This is a genomic window from Streptomyces sp. NPDC001204 (assembly GCF_053598035.1).
The window spans coordinates 103844-122172 of sequence record NZ_JBSFJL010000003.1 but is presented as its reverse complement, the minus strand read 5'-3'; the positions used below and the strand labels follow the sequence as shown (position 1 = coordinate 122172).

Here is an 18329-nt window from a genome sequence, read left to right as displayed (position 1 = left end):
CCGGGCGGACCGGCGACCGCCGGTCCGCCCACGGCCTCAGCGGTCGTTCGCGTCCAGCGGTTCCAGGTCCTCTTCGTCGAGCGGCGCACTGAAGTCGTCCTCGTCGAGGTCCTCGTCGTCCAGCTCGTCGTCCTCGTCGTCGAAGACCGCGCTGACGTCGAAACGGCAGACGACCCGCTCCGGGTCGACGTGCTCGAAGGGGGCGTCCAGCCATTCGCCCGGGTCGGCGGGCTCGTCCGCGGCGGTGACCCACAAAGTCGAGTCACCCTCCTCCAGGCCGAACTCCTTGTGCCGGGAGGCGATCTCGTCCGGTTCGAACTCGCCGAACAGGATGCCGATCGCCCCGTGCGCCGTGCCGGAGGCGCCCTCGGCGGTGCCCAGGACGGCCTCGGAGTCCGCGGCCTCCACCCGTTGGGCCTGCGCCAGCAGCCGCTGCGGCTCGGCCACGGCGTAGTCGCGGCGGATGATCACGCTGATCGCGTTCGGCTCCTCGGGACCCGTGTACGGCGGCAGCGAGTCGTCACCGGGGATCTCGAAGGGCGTGACCTCGTCGTAGCGGTCGTAGAGCAGTTCGTCGTACGCCTCGGCCGCCGCGGCCAGCTGGTTGAACGCCTCGTAGACGGCCGGGTCTTCATCACCCGACCTGCGTTCGACCGCGGCCAGGTGGCGGTCGAGCGCGGTCTTGACCGCCTCGGCGGCGGCGCGTACCTCGGCAGCGGTGGGCTGCGCAGCATCAGACATAGTGCAGACGCTATCCGTACCGGGCCCCAGCCCGCACAATAGATGCGATGCCGGAATACGAATTTGTCGACGTGTACGTCCCGCGTGGGGTGTCCCGCAAGGAGACGGCACGTCTGCTGACGGACCACGCCGAGTACGGACACTGGGAGTTGTACCGTCTGAGCCTGCTGCGCGACGGCAGCCGCAGGGTGCGGTTGCGCCGGCGGATCATCCGCCAGGTGCGCGCCACGTGGTGAGCTGAGGCGGCCGAGCCACAGCGGGCCCCGCCGAAGCGGGGCCCGCTCTGTCATGGGCATGGCCGTTTTCGGGCTACCGGGCGGAGGTCCGTGCCTTGCGGTACAGCACCGCACCCGCGAGCAGCGCGCCCGCGCCCACCGGCAGGACGGCGCCCATCGGCAGTTCGCTGCCGGTGTGGGCGAGCTGCGCCCGGCTGCTGGTCGCGGCGACGGACTGCGCCTCCGGCTGGTTCACCCGCGTCGAACCACCGGGAGTGCCGCTGCCGCCGTCCTCGGAGGGCGGCGTGGCCGGGGTGGCGGGGGTGGCAGGAGTGCTGGGTGTGCCGGGCTGCCCCGGAGTACCCGGGTGACCGGGCGTCCCCGGATGTCCCGGAGTCCCGGGGTGGCCGGGGTGACCGGGGTGGCCCGGGTGCCTCGGTGTGCTGGGCGGGATCTCCCGGTCGCCGCCCGGAGGCGTGGTGTGGCTCCCGCCGCCGTTGGCGCAGTGGTTGCCCATGGCCGGGTTGGCCGCGCCGATCACGTCGACGCTGTTGCCGCAGACGTTGACGGGCACGTCGACCGGCACCTGCACCGTGTTGCCGGAGCCGACGCCCGGCGAGCCGCTGGTGCGCCCCTGGGCGTGGGCACCGCCGTTGTTCCCGGACGCGCTGCCGCCGCCGTGCTGGGCGCAGGTGTTGCCCGCCGCCGGGTTGAGCAGTCCGACGACGTTGATCGTGTTGCCGCAGACGTTCACCGGTACGTGCACCGGCACCTGCACCGTGTTGCCGGACAGCACGCCCGGTGACCGGGACGCGGCGCCGGACGCGCCCGCGTCGGCGTGGGCGTAGCCGCTCGCCGCGGCGATCACGCCGGTGGCCGCGGCCACCGTCATCAGGCCCTTGCGGGTGACCTGTCGCATTTTGCTGAATCCCTGCCTTCGACCTTCTCGAACCTTCCGGAACGCGCGATCGCATCCGTCGGAATTCCGTCGTCGCGACCGCGCCGGTAAACCGGTCGGCCCCGGAGCGCATGGCGGGCGCTCCGGGGCCGACGGGTTCAGACCCCCCACGGAGCCGATGGAGTCAGACCCTCACGGGGCGGGGCACAACGTCAGTGGTTGACGCAGGTGTTGCCGAAGGCGGGGTTCAGCAGCCCGATCACCGAGATCGTGTTGCCGCACACGTTCACCGGCACGTGAACGGGCACCTGGATGACGTTGCCGGAAACGACGCCGGGGGACTGCACGGCAGCACCCTGGGCGCCCGAGTCGGCGGCGGCCATCCCGGCGCCCGCGAGAACCAGTCCACCGGTGGCGACCGCGGCAGCGACGACCTTCTTGATCATTGTTCCTCCTCGTTGACAAAGGCGATCCCATGTTGCTGATCGCATCACCTGTAACGAGGAGGGACTAATCGGGATACGAGCTTATGGTCGCATTCACCCTTCCCGGTCTTCCCGCACGCGCGGTCGATTACCCGGGTCAAGCCGTTGATGACGAATCCGGGCGGAACTCAGGACGCGTCGATGAACCGGTCGAGCACGCGCACGCCGAACTTCAGGCCGTCCACCGGCACCCGCTCGTCCACGCCGTGGAACATGCCGGCGAAGTCCAGCTCCGGCGGCAGCTTCAGCGGCGCGAAGCCGAAGCCCCGGATGCCCAGGTCGTCGAAGGACTTGGCGTCGGTGCCTCCGGAGAGCATGTACGGGATGGCCTTCGCGGCCGGGTCCTCGGCCACCAGCGCGGACTGCATAGCGTCCACCAGGGCCCCGTCGAAGGTGGTCTCGACGGCCTTGTCGGAGTGCACGTCCTCGCGCTTGACCTTCGGTCCCAGGATCCGGTCGAGGTCGGCGAGGAACTCCTCCTCGAAGCCGGGCAGGAACCGCCCGTCGACGTGCGCGGTGGCCTCGCCCGGGATGACGTTGACCTTGTAACCGGCGCCCAGCTGCGTGGGGTTGGCGGTGTTGCTCAGGGTGGCGCCAATGAGCTTGGCGATGCCGCCGAGCTTCGCGATCGTGCCGTCCATGTCCTCCGGGTCGAGCTTGGTGCCGAGCGCGTCGCCCAGTTCGTCCAGGAAGGCGCGGGTGGTCCTGGTCACCCGCACCGGGAACCTGTGCCGCCCGAGCCGGGCGACGGCCTCCGACAGCTCGGTGATCGCGTTGTCCCGGTGGATCATCGAGCCGTGCCCCGCGGTGCCGGCCACGGTCAGCTTCATCCAGTGCATGCCCTTCTCGGCCGTCTGGATCAGGTACAGCCGTCGCTGTTCGCTGACGGTGAAGGAGAACCCGCCGACCTCGCTGATCGCCTCGGTGACCCCCTCGAACAGGTCCGGGTGGCTGTCCACCAGGTACCGGGCTCCGTACGTGCCGCCGGCCTCCTCGTCGGCGAGGAAGGCGAGCACGATGTCCCGCGGGGGCCTGCGTCCGCTGCGCAGCCGGTCGCGCACGACCGCCAGCGTCATCGCGTCCATGTCCTTCATGTCGACCGCGCCGCGACCCCACACGCACCCGTCCGCGACCTCCCCGGAGAAGGGGTGGTGGGTCCAGTCGTCGGCGTTGGCCGGTACGACGTCGGTGTGGCCGTGGATCAGCAGCGCCGGCCGGGAGGGGTCCTCGCCCTCGATGCGGGCCACCGTGGAGGCCCGGCCCGGGTGCGACTCGAAGATCTTCGGTTCCAGGCCCACCTCGGCGAGCTTCTCGGCGACGTACTCGGCCGCCCTGCGCTCACCCGGTCCCGAGTGGTCGCCGTAGTTGCTGGTGTCGATCTGGATCAGCTCGCGGCAGAGGTCCACGACCTCGTCCTCGCCGGTGACGCCCCTGGCCGTGCCCGTCTCGCTCACGCTGCTTCCTCCCGCTGTGTGCTGGTGGCCACCCCGTGTGCCGGTGGTCCGCTCATCCTCCCCCTCCCCCGCGCCAACCCCAAGAGAGCCCCGGGCCCCGCCCGCCGCCGCCCGCCCCCGGCCCCCGCGCGCGACGGCCCCCTGGGGCGGACGGGTGATCGGGCCTGCCCGAAAGCCTGGTAATGTTTCCTTCGTCGCCGCGGGAAGGCCCGCACGACAGACACCCCGTCCGGGTGGCGGAATGGCAGACGCGCTAGCTTGAGGTGCTAGTGCCCTTTATCGGGCGTGGGGGTTCAAGTCCCCCCTCGGACACCACCGGAAAACGGTGTCGACCAGTATCGGTCGGCACCGTTTTCGCGTTCCCACCGCACATCGCACACCGCACGCCGCCCCGGGGCTACACGTGCGCCGCCGCCATGTGGTCGGTGAACCAGTCCCGGGCCAGGTCGGTCACCGTCTCCAGGGCTCCGGGCTCCTCGAAGAGATGGGTGGCGCCGGGGACGACGCCGAGGTGGCTCTCGCAGCGCAGCCGGGACTGCGCCTGGCGGTTGAGGTCGAGGACGACGGTGTCGGCGCCGCCGACGATGAGCAGGGTGGGAGCGGTCACGTCCGGCAGGCGCGTCCCGGCCAGATCGGGACGGCCGCCTCGGGAGACCACTGCGGCTATGTGCGCGCCCGGCTCCGCCGCTGCCCAGAGGGCGGCGGCCGCGCCTGTGCTGGCACCGAAGTAGCCCACCGCCATCCGCCCGGCGCCGGGCCGGCCGCGCAGCCAGCCGGTGGCGGCGGTGAGCCGGGCGGCCAGCAGCGTGGTGTCGAACACGTTGGCCCGCTCCCGCGCCTCCTCCTCGGTGAGCAGGTCGAACAGGAGGGTGCCGAGGCCGGCCCGGTTCAGGCCCTCGGCGACGAAGCGGTTGCGCGGGCTGTGCCGTCCGCTGCCGCTGCCGTGCGCGAAGACCACGATGCCGACGGCCTCGGGGGGCACCGTCAGATGACCGCCGAGCCGCACGGCGCCGGCCGCCACCTCCACCTCGCGGTCGACGGGGAACCGGTGCGAGCGGCCCGCCGCCCGGCGGAGGCAGGCGACGACGTCCTCGTCGTCGAGCTGGGCGAAGTCGGCGTAGAACTGGCCGACCGCGAAGAAGTCCGGCGGGGTGGCCAGGCACACGAGCTCGTCGGCCTCGCCGCCGAGCCGGTGCGTCCAGTCCGGCGGTGCGACGGGGACCGCCAGCACGGTCCGCGCGGCCCCGCGGGCGCGTACCGTCCGGCAGGCCGCCCGCGCCGTCGAGCCGGTGGCCACGCCGTCGTCGACGACCACCGCGGTCCGGCCCGCGACGGCGACCGGTGGCCGTTCGCCCCGGTAGCGCTCGGCACGCCGCCGGAGTTCGTCGCGTTCGCGCTCCTCCACGCGCGCGAGTTCCCCGGGTGTGACGCGTGCGTCGCGCAGCACGTCCTCGCCGAGTACGCGTACGCCGTCCTCGCCGATCGCCCCCATGCCCAGCTCCGGGTGGAAGGGCACGCCCAGTTTCCGTACGAGGCACACGTCCAGCGGGGCGCCGAGGGCCTCCGCGACGACCTCGGCCACGGGGACGCCGCCGCGCGGCAGGCCGAGCACCACGACGTCCTGGCCGGTGAGATGTTCCAGGCGGGCGGCCAGCCGCCGTCCCGCGTCGAGACGGTCCGTGAAGAGCACCGTTCGGCTCCTTCACTCCCTGGATGTCCACAGGGGGACGGGAGGCGTCGCCTCCGGCGCTCCCACCGCGTCGATGTCGCCCGCGGCGGCGCGCAGCAGCTCGCGACCGAGCGCGATCAGCGCACGGCCGGCCGCGAGTTCGTCGCCGATCTCGGGCACCGCCATGTCGTACGGATTGCGGCGGGCCTCCGCCCGGGTCTCCAGGACGTTGTCGCCGGTGTCCAGGACGATCCGGGCGGTGGTGTCCGGGTCGTGTTCGGACAGATACAGATTGAGCCGCCACTCCTTGACGGAGGGAGGCCGGATGCCGACGGGTCGAGTCATCGTCCGTGTCTCCTCAACTCCGGTGGGAGGCGAGGTCACACGGTCGAGGCGACGAGTGACCCGGCGTGGCCTCCGTCTTCCACTGTGCCCCCGTCGCGCGCGTGCCGCACGGGCGCGACGGGGGAAGCGGGCGTACCGGGGGCGGGCGGGTGCGCCGCCGCGGGCAGAATGGGGGGCATGACCACGCGTTCCTGCCCGTGCGGGCTGCCCGAGCCGTATGAGAGGTGCTGCGGCCGCTACCACGGTGGTGGTGCCGCCGCGCCGACCGCCGAGGCGTTGATGCGGTCCCGGTACTGCGCCTTCGTGCGGCTGGACGCGGGGTACCTGCTGCGGACCTGGCACCCGCGGACGCGGCCGGCGCGGCTCGACCTGGATCCCGGAATGCGCTGGACGGGTCTGGAGATCCTCGGCGCGACGGACGGTTCGGCGTTCCACGGCACCGGGACGGTGACGTTCCGGGCGTCCTACCGGGGTGGCTCGCTGCTCGAACGCAGCCGGTTCGAGCGGGTCGACGGGGCGTGGGTGTACGTGGACGGGGACTTCCCCGAGCAGTGAGGCGGCGCCGGGCTACGGCGCCAGGACGTCCAGTTCCTGGAGGGCCCCGACGGTGATCTCGCGGGTCAGCCGCTCGGCGCGGTCCGCGTCGCGGGCCCGGACCGCCTCGGCGAGCCGGACGTGGAGGGTGACGGCGGCGGGGTCGGGCTCCTCGAACATGACCTCGTGGTGGGTGCGGCCCGCCAGGACCTCGGCCACGACGTCGCCGAGCCGGGCGAACATCTCGTTCCCGGAGGCGTTGAGGATCACCCGGTGGAAGGCGACGTCGTGGACCAGGTACGCCTGAAGCCGGTGGTGGCCGCGTGAGTTGGCCACCATGCCGAGGGCGCACTCGGTGAGTTCGGCGCACTGCTCGGGGGTGGCGAGCCGGGCGGCCAGACCCGCGGCGACCGGTTCGACGGCGGAGCGCAGCACGGTCAGCGACCGCAGCTGCCGGGGCCGGTCGGCGCCGGCCAGCCGCCAGCGGATGACCTGCGGGTCGTAGACGTTCCACTCGGCCAGGGGGAGCACGGTCACGCCGACGCGGCGGCGCGAGGCCACCAGGTGCATGGACTCCAGGACGCGGACCGCCTCGCGCATCACGGAGCGTGACACGTCGAAGCGCTGCGCCAGTTCGTCGGTGCGCAGCACGCTGCCCGGCGGATACTCGCCCGCGGTGATGGCGGGGCCGAGGGTGTCCAGTACGCGGCCGTGCAGCCCTCGGCCCGGTGTGCTCATGCACTCAGCGTACGGGGCGGATCACAGCCTCAAAAAGTCAGACTTATATGTCACAGACTCTTGAATTAGTCGTACCTATGGGTTTCAGTGTGGCGGACGCCGGATGTCGGCGTCCCATGTCGAGGAAGACAGCGAGGCAGTGATGCGCACCCCCCACGTCGTCGTGGTGATGGGCGTCGCCGGCACGGGCAAGACCACGATCGGTCCCCTGCTCGCCGCCCGGCTCGGCGTCCCGTACGCCGAGGGCGACGACTTCCATCCGCGGGCCAACATCGCCAAGATGACGGCCGGGATCCCGCTCGGCGACGAGGACCGGTGGCCGTGGCTCGACGCCATCGGCGCCTGGGCCCACGGGCGGGCGGGGCTGGGCGGGGTGGTGAGCAGTTCGGCGCTGAAGCGGTCGTACCGCGACCGGCTGCGGGCCGCGGCTCCCGGCGTCGTCTTCGTGCACCTGACGGGCGACCGGAAGCTCATCGAGGACCGGATGGGGCACCGTCGGGGTCACTTCATGCCGACGGCGCTGCTGGACTCCCAGTTCGCCACGCTGGAGCCGCTCCAGCGGGACGAGCGGGGCGTCGCGGTCGACGTCTCCGGGTCGCCCGAGGAGATCACCGCACGCGCGGTGGCCGCGCTGGACGGCCTCGACAGCTCCACGCAGTCCTCCGAGGTGCCGCGGCCCTGAGCCCCGGCGCCTCTCCCCCACGCTCGCCGACTGCGGCACACCTCTCCCCACCGTCCCTCTTCACCTGCAAGGGAACACCGTGACCAGACTCAGCGTCGAGATGCTGGCAGCGGACGCGCCCCCGCCGATCACCTCGGCCGGCCACGCCCAGCTCGGCATCGCCGTCCTCGCGGGCATCGCCGTCATCGTCCTGCTCATCACCAGGTTCAAGCTGCACGCCTTCCTGTCCCTGACCATCGGATCGCTGGTCCTCGGCGCGGTCGCCGGGGCACCGCTCGACAAGGCGATCACGAGCTTCACCACCGGCCTTGGCTCCACCGTCGCCGGCGTCGGCGTGCTGATCGCCCTCGGCGCGATCCTCGGCAAGCTGCTCGCCGACTCCGGCGGCGCCGACCAGGTCGTCGACACGATCCTGGCGAAGGCCAAGGGGCGGGCGATGCCCTGGGCGATGGTGCTGATCGCCTCCGTGATCGGTCTGCCGCTGTTCTTCGAGGTCGGCATCGTGCTGCTGATCCCGGTCGTGCTGATGGTGGCCAAGCGCGGCAACTACTCCCTGATGCGCATCGGCGTGCCGGCGCTGGCCGGTCTGTCCGTGATGCACGGCCTGATCCCGCCGCACCCCGGCCCGCTGGTCGCCATCGACGCGGTCAAGGCCAATCTGGGCGTGACGCTGGCGCTCGGCATCCTCGTCGCCATACCGACGGTGATCATCGCCGGTCCGCTCTTCTCCAAGGTCGCGGCCCGCTGGGTGGACGTCCCCGTTCCGGACCGGATGCTGCCCCAGCGCCCGTCGGAGGAGCTTCAGCGGCGTCCGAGCTTCGGCGCCACGCTGGCCACGGTGCTGCTCCCGGTGGTGCTGATGCTGGCCAAGGCCCTGGTCGACATCGTCGTGGACGACCCGGCGAACATGACCCAGCGTGTCTTCGACGTCATCGGCTCCCCGCTCATCGCGCTGCTCGCCGCCGTGCTCGTCGGCGTCTTCACGCTGGGGAGGCCGGCCGGGTTCAGCAAGGAGCGGATCTCCTCGACCGTCGAGAAGGGCCTCATGCCCATCGCCGGCATCCTGCTGATCGTGGGCGCGGGCGGCGGCTTCAAGCAGACGCTGATCGACGCCGGGGTGGGCCAGATGGTGCTGGACATCTCCAAGGACTGGTCGATCCCGGCGCTGCTGCTGGCCTGGCTGATCGCGGTGACGATCCGGCTGGCGACCGGTTCGGCGACCGTGGCGACCATCTCGGCGGCCGGTCTCGTCGCCCCGCTCGCGGCCGACATGTCGACCACCCACGCCGCCCTGCTGGTGCTGGCCATCGGCGCCGGCTCGCTGTTCTTCAGCCATGTCAACGACGCCGGTTTCTGGCTGGTGAAGGAGTACTTCGGGCTGAGCGTCGGCCAGACGATCAAGAGCTGGTCGGTCATGGAGACGATCATCTCGGTGGTCGCGGGCGCCCTGGTCCTGCTGCTGTCCCTGGTGATCTAGCGGTCCGCGGCCGTGACCGGGTGGTGCCCGGTCACGGCCGCGGCCGTACGTTCCTTTCCGCCAGTGGGTCTACGGGCGCCACAGCGGGTGTTCCCCGGTCGCCCACTCGCGGGTCACCAGGCCGGTGCGCAGGCCGCGGCGGGCCTCCGGGTCGCCGAGTGCCATGCCGATGTGGCCGGCCAGGACGACGCCGATGGTCAGGGCGAGCCAGTCGTGGACGAAGGTCGCGCTGGTGCGCCAGGCCACCGGGGTGAGGTGCGTGAACCACACCATCAGACCGGTGCCGAGCATCACCAGGGCGGCCCCGGCGATCCAGGCGGCGTAGATCTTCTGGCCGGCGTTGAACTTTCCGGCCGGCCGGGAGGCGGGCCGGCGGTCGCGGCGCAGGGCGGCGCGCAGCCAGACCCGGTCGTGCCGGCCGAAGCGGTTGAGGAGGCGCAGGTCGGCGCGGAAGGCGCGGGAGGCCAGGCCCAGCAGGACCGGTACGGGCAGGGCGAGGCCCGCGCACTCGTGGACGCGGACGACCAGTTCGCGCCGGCCGACCAGTTCGGCGAGCTGGGGGATGTAGAGGCAGGCCGCCGTCACCACGCACACGCCCATGAGCGCGGCCGTGGTCCGGTGCACCCACCGCTCGGCCCGGGTGAAGCGGCGGACGCGGGTGCCGGGCGGGGCCGGGGTGTCAGCTCGTAGGGACATCGGAGCGTCCGTTCGAACGGCCGACCCAGGCGTCGACGTCGTAGCCGAGGTTCTCCCAGTAGCCGGGCTCGACGCGGTCGGTGACGGTGATGCCGGAGAGCCACTTGGCCGACTTGTAGAAGTACATGGGGGCCACGTAGAGGCGGACCGGCCCGCCGTGCGCGTGGGTCAGGTCCTTGTCCTGCATGCGCAGCGCGACCAGCGCGTCGGGGCGGCGGGCCTGGTCGAGGGTGAGGCTCTCGGTGTAGGTGCCGTCGAAGCAGGTGAACCGGACGGCTCTGGCGCCCGCCCGCACTCCGGCCGCGTCGAGCAGCCGGGAGAGCCGTACGCCCTCGAAGGGTGTGCCGGGCACCCGCCAGCCGGTGACGCACTGGACGTCGCGGACCATGCGCGTGCGGGGCAGGGCCCTGAGGTCGGCCAGCGTGTAGGTGGCGGGATGGTCGACGAGGCCGTCGACGGTGAGGTGGTAGTCCGCGGCGTCCTTGTGCGGGACCGAGGCGGCGACCGAGTAGTAGCGGAAGCCGCCGCCGTTCGGCAGCAGGCCGGTCAGACCGGTCGGGTCCTTGCCGGACACCGCGCCGAGGAGGCCCTCCATGCCGCGTTGCAGTGTGGGCGCGGTGGCCACGCCGAGGGCGCCGAGGCCGACGGTGGCGAGGAAGATGCGGCGGCCCATGGGACGGCCTTCCTCCTCGGGCCGTCCCTCCTCATCGGGGAGTTCGGAGTTCACGTCTTCATTCGAGCACCCGCGCCCCCGGCGGACCAGGGATCGCGGGTGTTCGTCAGATTTCCGTCACTGTTTTCCTTGCCCGGGGCTCAGGGCGCCGCCTCCGCGGTCTCCGCCGCCTCCGCGGCCTTCTCCAGCTGGAAGGCCTCGTTGCCCAGCCCGATGCGGGCGTGTGCCTCCGGCCTGCGGGAGCGCAGTACGGCGCCCTGGACCAGGCCGACGACGAGGGCGAGGCCGATGATGCCGGGCAGCACCCGGCTCAGGGCCGAGCCGGGGCCGGCGTCGACCAGGACGTCGAAGTCCTTGACGGTGTAGGTGGCGATCACCAGCAGGGCCAGGCCGGCCACGGCGGAGGTGACCAGCCGCCAGGCCTGCGCGGCCGCCGCGCCGCGCCGTACGAAGAAGACGATCACCGAGACGCTGGCGGCGGCCATCAGCACGATCACGCCGAGCGCGCCGAGGTTGCCGAACCAGGTGAACAGGTGCAGCACGGGCGCGGTCGGGTCGCCGGTCGGCTTGTCGTCGGTGACGGCGAAGGCGATCACGATGACCAGCGAGACGACGGTCTGCGAGAGGGATCCGGCCGCGGGCGCGCCGCTGGAGCTGGACGTGCGCCCGAAGGCGGCCGGCAGCAGGCCCTCGCGGCCCATGGCGAAGGCGTACCGGGCGACGACGTTGTGGAAGCTCAGCATGGCCGCGAACATGCCGGTGACGAACAGGACGTGCAGGACGTCGGTGAAGGTGCCGCCGAGCCGCGACTCGGTCAGGGTGAACAGCAGCCCGGCGCTCTCCTTCTGCGCCGTGCCGATGATCGCCGAGGGGCCGGTGGCGACGGTGAGGGCCCAGCTGCTGACCGCGAAGAAGACCGCGACGCCGGCGACGGCGAGGAACATCACGCGCGGGACCAGGACGTGCGGGCGGCTGGTCTCCTCCGCGTACACCGGGGCCTGCTCGAAGCCGAGGAAGGCCGCGATGCAGAAGCACAGCGCGGTGCCGATGCCGGCGCCGGCGAGGGTGTCCGGGTTGAAGGCGTGCAGGGACAGACCCTCCTTTGCGGGGTCGGCGATCGCCGCCACGTCGAAGATCACGACGAGTACGACCTCGATGACCAGCAGCACGCCGAGCACGCGCGCGTTGACGTCGATCTTCAGCCAGCCGAGCACGCCGACGACGGCCGCGGCCGCGAGCGCGGGGATCCACCAGGCGACGGTGACGTCGGCGTAGGTGGCGAACAGGTTGGAGACCTCGAAGCCGAAGATCCCGTAGATGCCCGCCTGGAGCGCGTTGTAGGCGACGAGGGCGACGAGCGCCGCGCCGGCGCCCGCCGTGCCGCCGAGGCCCCGGGAGATGTAGGCGTAGAAGGCGCCCGCGTTGTGGACGTGGCGGCTCATCTCGGCGTATCCGAAGCTGAAGAGGATCAGCACGGTGCCGAGGACCACGAAGAGCAGCGGCTGTCCGACGATCCCCATCACCGCGAATGTGGTGGGCATGACACCCGCGACCACCATGAGCGGGGCGGTCGCCGCGAGCACGGAGAGCAGCAGACCCCCCGTGCCGAGCCGGTCGGCGCGCAGGGCGCGCTCCTGCCCCTTGAAGGTGCTGATGGCGCCACCGTCGGCGGTGGTTCTGCTCGTGCTCGAACTGCCCGTCGTCATCGGGGGTTCGTCCTTTCGGGCGTCGGGGTCGTGGTGCGTACGGGGTTGCGGGGCACTACGCCGCACCGAGCGCGCCGGCGCGCGCGATGCGGAAGGCGGTGTACGGATCTCGGTCGGGGTACGCCCACGGCACCTGGGTGGGATGGTCGCCGATGCGGTGGAACAGGGCGGCGGCCTCGGCACCCCGGCCCTCGCAGTGCTTGGCGTGGGCGAGGAAGTTCAGATCGACCAGGCGGCGGGCATGGCCCTCCTGCTCCCACTCCAGCCACCAGTCGAAGGCGGCCTTCATCACCTGGCGGGCCCGGCGGCCCGTCCAGTGCCCGGAGGCGGCCGGGTCGGCCTGTGCGTGGCCGGCGCCGGCCAGGACGCGGTAGCGCTCGGCGTGCGCTACCACCGGGAGCATGGCCAGCGGTGAGTCGGCGGGCGCCTGCTCGGCGGCCCAGTTGGCGAAGTCGTAGACCTCGTGCAGCGGGTCCGGGCCGGCTTCGGCGCGCCGCTCGGCCAGCTGGGCCACCATCAGGTGGTGGGCGTGGTGGTGGTCGGGATGGCGGTGGCGGACCTTGTCGAAGAGGCGGACCACCTCCTCCTCGTCACCCAGGCCACGCTCCAGCAGGAGCAGGCCGAGCCACGGCGTGGGGTCCTCGGGCGCCAGCTCGGCCGCCGCCCGGCAGGCCTCGCGGGCCCGGTCGGGCTTCTCCCTGCCGCACAGGGCGCCCTGCACCAGGGACATGCCGAGCAGGACGGAGGCGTCGGCGGACTCGGGTTCGGCGAGCAGCCAGTCACGGGTCCAGGCCGCGGTGTGGGACTCCTCGGCGAGGACGGTGACGCGGTGTCCCCGGCGGTCCCAGTCGTCCTTGGTGCGCGCGAGCAGCGAGCGCACCGCCTGCCACCGGCCCTGCGCCAACGCCGCACGCGCGTCACGGAGTTCGGTGTCGTCGAGAGCGGTGTCGAAGGCCTGGGCCGCTCGCTTGCGGCCGCGTCCGAGGGGAGGCGGGGGTGGGGACACCGCGGAACTTCCTCACGCGCTCTTTGTTCGTGGCCCGGTACGCCCAGGGAGCGGCCCCCCGTTCGGCCCACCGGCCTCGGCTTGCTCGTCGGTCATCGGCTTGCCATCGGCTGATCACGGACAGCAAACCCCCAGCCAACGCGCTCCGTCAAGGGTCACCCCCGCGTTACACGCGTCAACTGCCCTTACACAGGCGGTACTTGCGAAGAAGCCCGGTCGCCGGGCCGTGACGGCGGCCCGCCCCGCGGCAGCGTCACTCCTGTGGCGTATGCCATGGCACGGCTGTGCCGGGGGTTCCGCCCTGGTCCAGGGCCACGCCATCACCCCCGACCGCGGGGCGTCGTGGCCGGGCGGACCGCCCGAATCCGGGTCATCCCGGCAGCGGACCGGGCCCCGGGACGCTACAGTCGGCCATTACGCACCCCGTGGCCCGGCCGGATGATCGAGGTACGCAGCGTGTCGGTTCTGGTTGTGATTCTCGCCGTGAGCGCCGCCTGCTGCCTGGGCTTCGGTTTCGTGCTCCAGCAGAACGCGGCCCAGCGGGCACCGCTCGGCGACTTCCTCTCGCCCCGGCTGCTGCTGGACCTGATGAAGGTGCCGCGCTGGCTGGGCGGTCTGGGACTGATGATCGGCGGCATGGTGCTGGGCGCCTTCGCTCTGGGACGGGGCGAGATCTCGCTGGTGGAACCGCTGCTGGCCACGAACCTGCTGTTCGCCCTCGCCCTGTCCCGACGGCAGACCAGGCAGCCACTGGGCGGCCAGGGCTGGGCGGGGCTCGCCCTGCTGGCCGGTGGCGTGACCGCGTTCATCGTGGCGGGGCGGCCGCGGGGCGGCAGCGCCGTCACCGACCCGCTGCGGCACTGGCTGATCATCGGCGCGATGGTGGGTGTGGCCCTGCTGCTGACGGCGTACGCCAAGCGCTCGCGGCTGAGCTGGGGACCGGTCCTGCTGGCGGTGGCCGCCGGGCTCCTCTACGGCGTGCAGGACGCGCTGACCCGGGTGAGCGGGCAGCGGTTCTCGGCGGGCGGCTGGACGGAGCTGTTCACCGGCTGGCAGCCGTACGGTCTGCTGGCGATCGGCGTCACCGGGCTGATCCTCATGCAGAGCGCCTTCGAGACGGCGCCGCTGCGCATGTCCCTGCCGGCCCTGACCGCGGCCGAGCCGCTGGCCGGGATCGCCTGCGGGGTGGGCTTCCTCGGCGACCGGCTGCGCACCGACACCGGGGCGCTGGCCTGGGAGGCGTCGGGCCTCGCGGCGATCGTGACGGGCATCGTCCTGCTCGGCCTGCACCCGGCGATGCCGTACGGGGCGGCGCTGCCCGAGCAGAAGCACGACCTGCAGGCACGCTGAACCGGGCCCGGCCCGCGCCCGCGCCCGCGCGGACGGTGACGGCCACCTACCCCGACGGCGGCCTGCTTACAGGGCGGCCGGCTTGCGCGACGGCCTGCTTGGATGGCGGCATGAGCGCTGAAGACGAGATCCTCGACATCGTCGACGAACAGGACCGGGTCGTCGGGCGGTCCCCGCGCGGCGAGGCGTACGCCAAGGGGCTGCGCCACCGCTGCGTCTTCGTCCAGGCCCGGGACGCGGAGGGCCGCCTCTTCGTCCACCGGCGCACCTCCACCAAGCTGGTCTTCCCCTCCCTCCACGACATGTTCGTCGGCGGTGTGGTCGGCGCCGGCGAGGCCTACGACGACGCGGCCCTGCGCGAGGCCGAGGAGGAACTGGGGGTGACGGGGCTGCCCCGCCCCGAGTACCTCTTCAAGTTCCTGTACGACGACGGCGCCGGCCGCACCTGGTGGTCGGCGGTCTACCAGGTCCGCTGCGACCTGCCGGTACGGCCGCAGGCCGAGGAGGTCGCCTGGCACGACTTCCTGCCCGAGGACGAGGTGGAACGCCGCCTGGGCGAGTGGGAGTGGGTACCGGACGGGCTGGCCGCCTACGAACGCCTGAAGGCACACCGGTCACGGGGGTGAACCGGCCCCGGGGGCGGCACCGCGGCACGGCTGCGGCCGCCCCCTCGCACCCGCTCGTGCGAAGGCCGGCCGTACGGGTGCCGGCTACGGCCGCAGTGCCCGCAGCAGCAGGTCGGCCAGATGGTCGGCGACCTCCTGAGGGCCGAGCGGGCCGTCGGGCCGGTACCAGGTCGACAGGTGGTGGACGGAGCCGAAGTGGTAGTCGACCACGAGGTCCGCCGGGGTCGCCGTGGAGAAGACGCCGGCCCGCTGACCCTCCTCGATGAGCGCGCGGAAGCGTTCGTGGTAGCGCCGGCGCTCGGCGCGCACCTGCTTGTTCTTCTCCGGGCTCAGGTGGTGCATCGAGCGGAAGAAGATCATGGCGTCGTCGAGGTTCTCGATGGTGGTGACCACCACGTCCGCCGCCGCGTCCCGCAGCCGCTTCTCGACCGGTTCGTCGGCGTCCGCGAAGGCGTCCAGGCGCTCCTGCTGGACGCGCAGCACGCGCGCGTACACCTCGTGCAGGAGGTCGTCCTTGGAGCCGAAGTAGTGGTAGAGCGCCCCTTTGGTGACGCCCGCCGCCTCGACGATCTCCTGCACCGAGGTGCGGTCGTAGCCCTGCTCGGCGAAGAGCCGGGTGGCGGCGGCCAGGAGCCGCTGCGGCACCGGAGTGCCGCCTGAGTCCGTCGTCCTGGGCACCTGCCGCCACCTGCCTTCCGTGTTCCTGCTCGCTGTGCTGCCTACGGGAACGCAGTTCCCGACGGAGGATCTTCCCATTTGCCGTCCTCGGCAAGTCCGGCAGGATCTCGGTCGGCCCCGGTCGCCCGCGCCCCCGGTGTCAGCCGGCCTCCTCCCATTTCCGCTGGATGTGGTTCATGTTCGTCAGCCAGCGGTCGGGGTCGGCGGCCCGGGCCCGGTAGAACCCGGCGACCTCGGGGTGCGGCAGGATCAGGAAGCGGTCCTCGGCGATACCGTCGAGCAGCGCGCCGGCCACGTCCTCCGGCTCGATCGCGGTGGGCCGGAGCACCAGGTCGCCGGCGCTGCCGGTGGCGGCCAGCATGTCGGTGCGCACGCCCTGCGGGCAGATCGCGTGCACCTTGATCCCGCGGTGGCGGTAGGTCAGCGACAGCCACTCGGCGAAGGCGTACGCGCCGTGCTTGGTGACGCTGTACGGAGCCGCGCCGATCATGGTGAGCAGTCCGGCCGCGGACACGGTGGAGACGAACCGGCCGCTGCCGCGTTCCAGCCAGGCGGGGAGCAGCGCCTCGGCGGCGCGGACGTGGGCCATGACGTTGACGTCCCAGGCCTGTGCCCACACCTCCTCCCCGGCCGCCTCCGAACCGCCCGAGCCGACGCCCGCGTTGGCACAGTAGACGTCGACCGTGCCGCCGAGCGCGTCACGGGCCGTGGCGACGACCTTCGAGGCGTCGCCCGGGACCGCGATGCCGCCGATCTCCCCGGCGACGGACGCGGCCCGGTCGGCGTCGAGGTCGTTGACGACGACCCGGGCGCCCTCGGCGGCGAACCGGCGGGCCAGCGCGGCGCCGATACCGCCCCCGGCCCCGGTGACGACCACTCCCGCACCCTGCACGGCTTGCACCATCGGTCTCCTTCGGCCTGACTCCGACACGACACGACACGGATCGACTCGACTCCGTCGCATCAGACTAACCAGTCGGTATGTGGTGCCGGAAGTGATGTTCCGCAGGAGGCGCCGTCCGCTTCGTTCCCTGGCGGACGGGCGCACGCTAGCGTGCGTGAGCATGACACCCGCAGCGATCACGGAGGTCACTGTATGAAGCTGTCCAGACGGAGCCTGCTCGCCACCACCGCCGCCGCCGCGGCCTCCGGAGCCGTGGCGGCCCCGGCCCAGGCCGCCCCCGGTGGCAACCGCCCGCTGCGCACCGGTTTCGAGCGCCTCGACGCCGATGGCTACGCCTCCCTGCGCGGGCAGCGGGTCGGGATCGTCACCAACCCGACGGGCGTCACCCGGGACGTGCGGCACATCGTGGACGTGATGCACGCCGACCGCCGGGTGAACCTGGTGGCCGTCTTCGGCCCCGAGCACGGCTTCCGCGGCACCGCGCAGGCGGGCGGCTCGGAGGGCCGCTACGACGACCCGGCCACCGGGCTGCCGGTGTACGACACGTACCTCAAGAGCGGGCAGCCGCTCGCCGACGTCTTCACGGCCTCCGGCGTGGACACGGTCGTCTTCGACATCCAGGACGCGGGCGCCCGCTTCTACACCTACATCTGGACGCTCTACGACTGCATGGAGGCCGCGGCCCTCGCCGGCAAGCGGTTCGTCGTGCTCGACCGGCCCAACCCGGTGACCGGCCGGGAGGCACTGGGTCCGGTGCTGCATGAGGAGTTCTCGACCTTCGTCGGGCGCCGGCCGATCGCGCAGGCGCACGGCATGACCGTCGCCGAGCTGGCGCGGCTGTTCAACGGGGAGTTCCTCACCACGCCGGTACCGCTGGAGACCGTCCTGATGACCGGCTGGAGGCGGTCGGACTTCTACGACGCCTCCGGGCTGCCCTGGGTGCCGCCGAGCCCGAACATGCCGACTCCCGAGACCGCCCTGGTCTACTCCGGAACGTGCCTGTTCGAGGGCACCAACCTGTCGGAGGGACGGGGCACCACCCGGCCCTTCGAGCTGCTGGGCGCGGCGGGCGTCGACGGGCGCTGGGCGGCCGCGGCCAACGCGCTGCGCCTGCCGGGCGTGCACTTCCGGGAGGCGTACTTCACTCCCACCTTCTCCAAGTTCCAGGACACGACCGTCGGCGGGGTGCAGATCCACGTGCACAACCGGGACGCCTTCGATCCGGTGCGGACCGGGATCGCGCTGCTCGTGACCGCCAAGCGGGTCTGGAGCGGGTTCGCCTGGCGCTCGGACAACTGGATCGACAAGCTCACCGGTTCCACTCAGGTGCGCACGATGATCGACGCCGGCGCGGGCACCGACGAGGTGGTGGCGGCCTGGCGGCAGGAGCTGGCCGCGTTCCGGAAGACCCGGGAGCAATACCTCCTCTACTGATGAGCCGTGACCCCTGGC

At 72.4% G+C, this 18329-nt stretch carries 20 protein-coding genes and 1 tRNA gene; 8 read left to right on the top strand and 13 right to left on the bottom strand.

Features of this window, described 5'->3' with window-relative positions; all coding sequences use genetic code 11:
- Window positions 1-36 precede the first annotated feature (36 nt).
- Window positions 37-741, bottom strand: a complete 705-nt coding sequence (locus ACWC91_RS06000; RefSeq protein WP_450643826.1) for a hypothetical protein — start codon at window positions 739-741, stop codon at window positions 37-39.
- A 47-nt stretch (window positions 742-788) separates the two neighbouring features.
- Between ACWC91_RS06000 and ACWC91_RS05995 the strand changes: the two genes are divergently transcribed.
- Window positions 789-977, top strand: coding sequence for a DUF5703 family protein (locus ACWC91_RS05995; RefSeq protein ID WP_030244084.1), 189 nt, complete (start codon window positions 789-791; stop codon window positions 975-977).
- A 73-nt stretch (window positions 978-1050) separates the two neighbouring features.
- Here the strand turns inward: ACWC91_RS05995 and ACWC91_RS05990 are convergent, their stop codons facing one another.
- The 3 genes from ACWC91_RS05990 to ACWC91_RS05980 all read right to left on the bottom strand — a co-directional run bounded on the left by ACWC91_RS05990 (window position 1051) and on the right by ACWC91_RS05980 (window position 3793).
- Complete coding sequence (locus ACWC91_RS05990; RefSeq protein WP_450643825.1) at window positions 1051-1875, bottom strand: chaplin; 825 nt, start codon at window positions 1873-1875, stop codon at window positions 1051-1053.
- A 191-nt stretch (window positions 1876-2066) separates the two neighbouring features.
- Window positions 2067-2300: a chaplin ChpH gene (gene chpH / locus ACWC91_RS05985; protein ID WP_141362476.1), complete on the bottom strand. Its 234-nt coding sequence runs from the start codon at window positions 2298-2300 to the stop codon at window positions 2067-2069.
- Window positions 2301-2467: 167 nt separating this feature from the next.
- Complete coding sequence (locus tag ACWC91_RS05980) at window positions 2468-3793, bottom strand: M20/M25/M40 family metallo-hydrolase (protein WP_225076106.1); 1326 nt, start codon at window positions 3791-3793, stop codon at window positions 2468-2470.
- Between the two features lie 227 nt (window positions 3794-4020).
- On the opposite strand from ACWC91_RS05980, the gene ACWC91_RS05975 reads away from it, so the two are divergent.
- Window positions 4021-4108: transfer RNA gene (locus tag ACWC91_RS05975), tRNA-Leu, on the top strand.
- 82 nt (window positions 4109-4190) lie between these two features.
- On the opposite strand, the gene ACWC91_RS05970 is transcribed toward ACWC91_RS05975, so the two are convergent.
- Together ACWC91_RS05970 and ACWC91_RS05965 are read right to left on the bottom strand one after the other, a co-directional pair.
- The gene (locus ACWC91_RS05970) at window positions 4191-5483 is read right to left on the bottom strand and encodes a phosphoribosyltransferase family protein (RefSeq protein ID WP_281155268.1); all 1293 of its coding nucleotides are present in this window, start codon (window positions 5481-5483) and stop codon (window positions 4191-4193) included.
- Window positions 5484-5495: 12 nt separating this feature from the next.
- Complete coding sequence (locus ACWC91_RS05965; RefSeq protein ID WP_141362470.1) at window positions 5496-5807, bottom strand: dsRBD fold-containing protein; 312 nt, start codon at window positions 5805-5807, stop codon at window positions 5496-5498.
- A gap of 177 nt (window positions 5808-5984) precedes the next feature.
- Between ACWC91_RS05965 and ACWC91_RS05960 the strand changes: the two genes are divergently transcribed.
- Window positions 5985-6362, top strand: coding sequence for a YchJ family protein (locus ACWC91_RS05960; RefSeq protein ID WP_225076104.1), 378 nt, complete (start codon window positions 5985-5987; stop codon window positions 6360-6362).
- Window positions 6363-6374: 12 nt separating this feature from the next.
- On the opposite strand, the gene ACWC91_RS05955 is transcribed toward ACWC91_RS05960, so the two are convergent.
- A complete protein-coding gene (locus ACWC91_RS05955; protein ID WP_225076103.1) occupies window positions 6375-7079 on the bottom strand; it encodes a FadR/GntR family transcriptional regulator in 705 nt (234 codons plus the stop codon).
- A 142-nt stretch (window positions 7080-7221) separates the two neighbouring features.
- On the opposite strand from ACWC91_RS05955, the gene ACWC91_RS05950 reads away from it, so the two are divergent.
- Complete coding sequence (locus tag ACWC91_RS05950) at window positions 7222-7761, top strand: gluconokinase (RefSeq protein WP_141366788.1); 540 nt, start codon at window positions 7222-7224, stop codon at window positions 7759-7761.
- Window positions 7762-7840: 79 nt separating this feature from the next.
- Window positions 7841-9238, top strand: a complete 1398-nt coding sequence (locus ACWC91_RS05945) for a GntP family permease (RefSeq protein ID WP_225076102.1) — start codon at window positions 7841-7843, stop codon at window positions 9236-9238.
- Window positions 9239-9307: 69 nt separating this feature from the next.
- Here the strand turns inward: ACWC91_RS05945 and ACWC91_RS05940 are convergent, their stop codons facing one another.
- From ACWC91_RS05940 to ACWC91_RS05925, 4 genes are all read right to left on the bottom strand, one after another.
- Complete coding sequence (locus tag ACWC91_RS05940; protein ID WP_450643977.1) at window positions 9308-9934, bottom strand: cytochrome b/b6 domain-containing protein; 627 nt, start codon at window positions 9932-9934, stop codon at window positions 9308-9310.
- Window positions 9918-10661 carry a molybdopterin-dependent oxidoreductase gene (locus ACWC91_RS05935; RefSeq protein ID WP_450643978.1) on the bottom strand — a complete coding sequence of 248 codons (744 nt, stop codon included), beginning with the start codon at window positions 10659-10661 and terminating at the stop codon, window positions 9918-9920. The genes ACWC91_RS05940 and ACWC91_RS05935 overlap by 17 nt, the downstream gene beginning before the upstream one ends.
- Window positions 10662-10747: 86 nt before the next feature.
- Window positions 10748-12313 carry an APC family permease gene (locus tag ACWC91_RS05930; protein WP_376502824.1) on the bottom strand — a complete coding sequence of 522 codons (1566 nt, stop codon included), beginning with the start codon at window positions 12311-12313 and terminating at the stop codon, window positions 10748-10750.
- A gap of 55 nt (window positions 12314-12368) precedes the next feature.
- Window positions 12369-13319, bottom strand: a complete 951-nt coding sequence (locus ACWC91_RS05925; protein WP_225076100.1) for a hypothetical protein — start codon at window positions 13317-13319, stop codon at window positions 12369-12371.
- A gap of 456 nt (window positions 13320-13775) precedes the next feature.
- On the opposite strand from ACWC91_RS05925, the gene ACWC91_RS05920 reads away from it, so the two are divergent.
- On the top strand, window positions 13776-14669 hold the full coding sequence (locus ACWC91_RS05920) for a DMT family transporter (protein ID WP_398227657.1): 894 nt from the start codon (window positions 13776-13778) through the stop codon (window positions 14667-14669).
- Window positions 14670-14779: 110 nt separating this feature from the next.
- On the top strand, window positions 14780-15295 hold the full coding sequence (locus tag ACWC91_RS05915; RefSeq protein WP_225076098.1) for an NUDIX hydrolase: 516 nt from the start codon (window positions 14780-14782) through the stop codon (window positions 15293-15295).
- Between the two features lie 84 nt (window positions 15296-15379).
- Here ACWC91_RS05915 and ACWC91_RS05910 read toward each other — a convergent pair whose 3' ends face one another.
- The gene (locus ACWC91_RS05910) at window positions 15380-15973 is read right to left on the bottom strand and encodes a TetR/AcrR family transcriptional regulator (protein ID WP_141362452.1); all 594 of its coding nucleotides are present in this window, start codon (window positions 15971-15973) and stop codon (window positions 15380-15382) included.
- A gap of 139 nt (window positions 15974-16112) precedes the next feature.
- A complete protein-coding gene (locus tag ACWC91_RS05905; protein ID WP_281155269.1) occupies window positions 16113-16877 on the bottom strand; it encodes an SDR family oxidoreductase in 765 nt (254 codons plus the stop codon).
- Window positions 16878-17069: 192 nt separating this feature from the next.
- On the opposite strand from ACWC91_RS05905, the gene ACWC91_RS05900 reads away from it, so the two are divergent.
- A complete protein-coding gene (locus tag ACWC91_RS05900; RefSeq protein ID WP_450643979.1) occupies window positions 17070-18311 on the top strand; it encodes an exo-beta-N-acetylmuramidase NamZ family protein in 1242 nt (413 codons plus the stop codon).
- The last annotated feature ends 18 nt before the right edge of the window (window positions 18312-18329 follow it).

What these genes read in the sequence shown, in the direction of transcription:
- ACWC91_RS05930 (WP_376502824.1), bottom strand. Translation starts at nt 12,313, where the DNA reads ATGACGACGGGCAGTTCGAGCACGAGCAGAACCACCGCCGACGGTGGC.
- ACWC91_RS06000 (WP_450643826.1), bottom strand. Translation starts at nt 741, where the DNA reads ATGTCTGATGCTGCGCAGCCCACCGCTGCCGAGGTACGCGCCGCCGCC.
- ACWC91_RS05990 (WP_450643825.1), bottom strand. Translation starts at nt 1,875, where the DNA reads ATGCGACAGGTCACCCGCAAGGGCCTGATGACGGTGGCCGCGGCCACC.
- ACWC91_RS05915 (WP_225076098.1), top strand. Translation starts at nt 14,780, where the DNA reads ATGAGCGCTGAAGACGAGATCCTCGACATCGTCGACGAACAGGACCGG.
- chpH (WP_141362476.1), bottom strand. Translation starts at nt 2,300, where the DNA reads ATGATCAAGAAGGTCGTCGCTGCCGCGGTCGCCACCGGTGGACTGGTT.
- ACWC91_RS05940 (WP_450643977.1), bottom strand. Translation starts at nt 9,934, where the DNA reads ATGTCCCTACGAGCTGACACCCCGGCCCCGCCCGGCACCCGCGTCCGC.
- ACWC91_RS05950 (WP_141366788.1), top strand. Translation starts at nt 7,222, where the DNA reads ATGCGCACCCCCCACGTCGTCGTGGTGATGGGCGTCGCCGGCACGGGC.
- ACWC91_RS05900 (WP_450643979.1), top strand. Translation starts at nt 17,070, where the DNA reads ATGAAGCTGTCCAGACGGAGCCTGCTCGCCACCACCGCCGCCGCCGCG.
- ACWC91_RS05905 (WP_281155269.1), bottom strand. Translation starts at nt 16,877, where the DNA reads ATGGTGCAAGCCGTGCAGGGTGCGGGAGTGGTCGTCACCGGGGCCGGG.
- ACWC91_RS05960 (WP_225076104.1), top strand. Translation starts at nt 5,985, where the DNA reads ATGACCACGCGTTCCTGCCCGTGCGGGCTGCCCGAGCCGTATGAGAGG.
- ACWC91_RS05955 (WP_225076103.1), bottom strand. Translation starts at nt 7,079, where the DNA reads ATGAGCACACCGGGCCGAGGGCTGCACGGCCGCGTACTGGACACCCTC.
- ACWC91_RS05965 (WP_141362470.1), bottom strand. Translation starts at nt 5,807, where the DNA reads ATGACTCGACCCGTCGGCATCCGGCCTCCCTCCGTCAAGGAGTGGCGG.
- ACWC91_RS05995 (WP_030244084.1), top strand. Translation starts at nt 789, where the DNA reads ATGCCGGAATACGAATTTGTCGACGTGTACGTCCCGCGTGGGGTGTCC.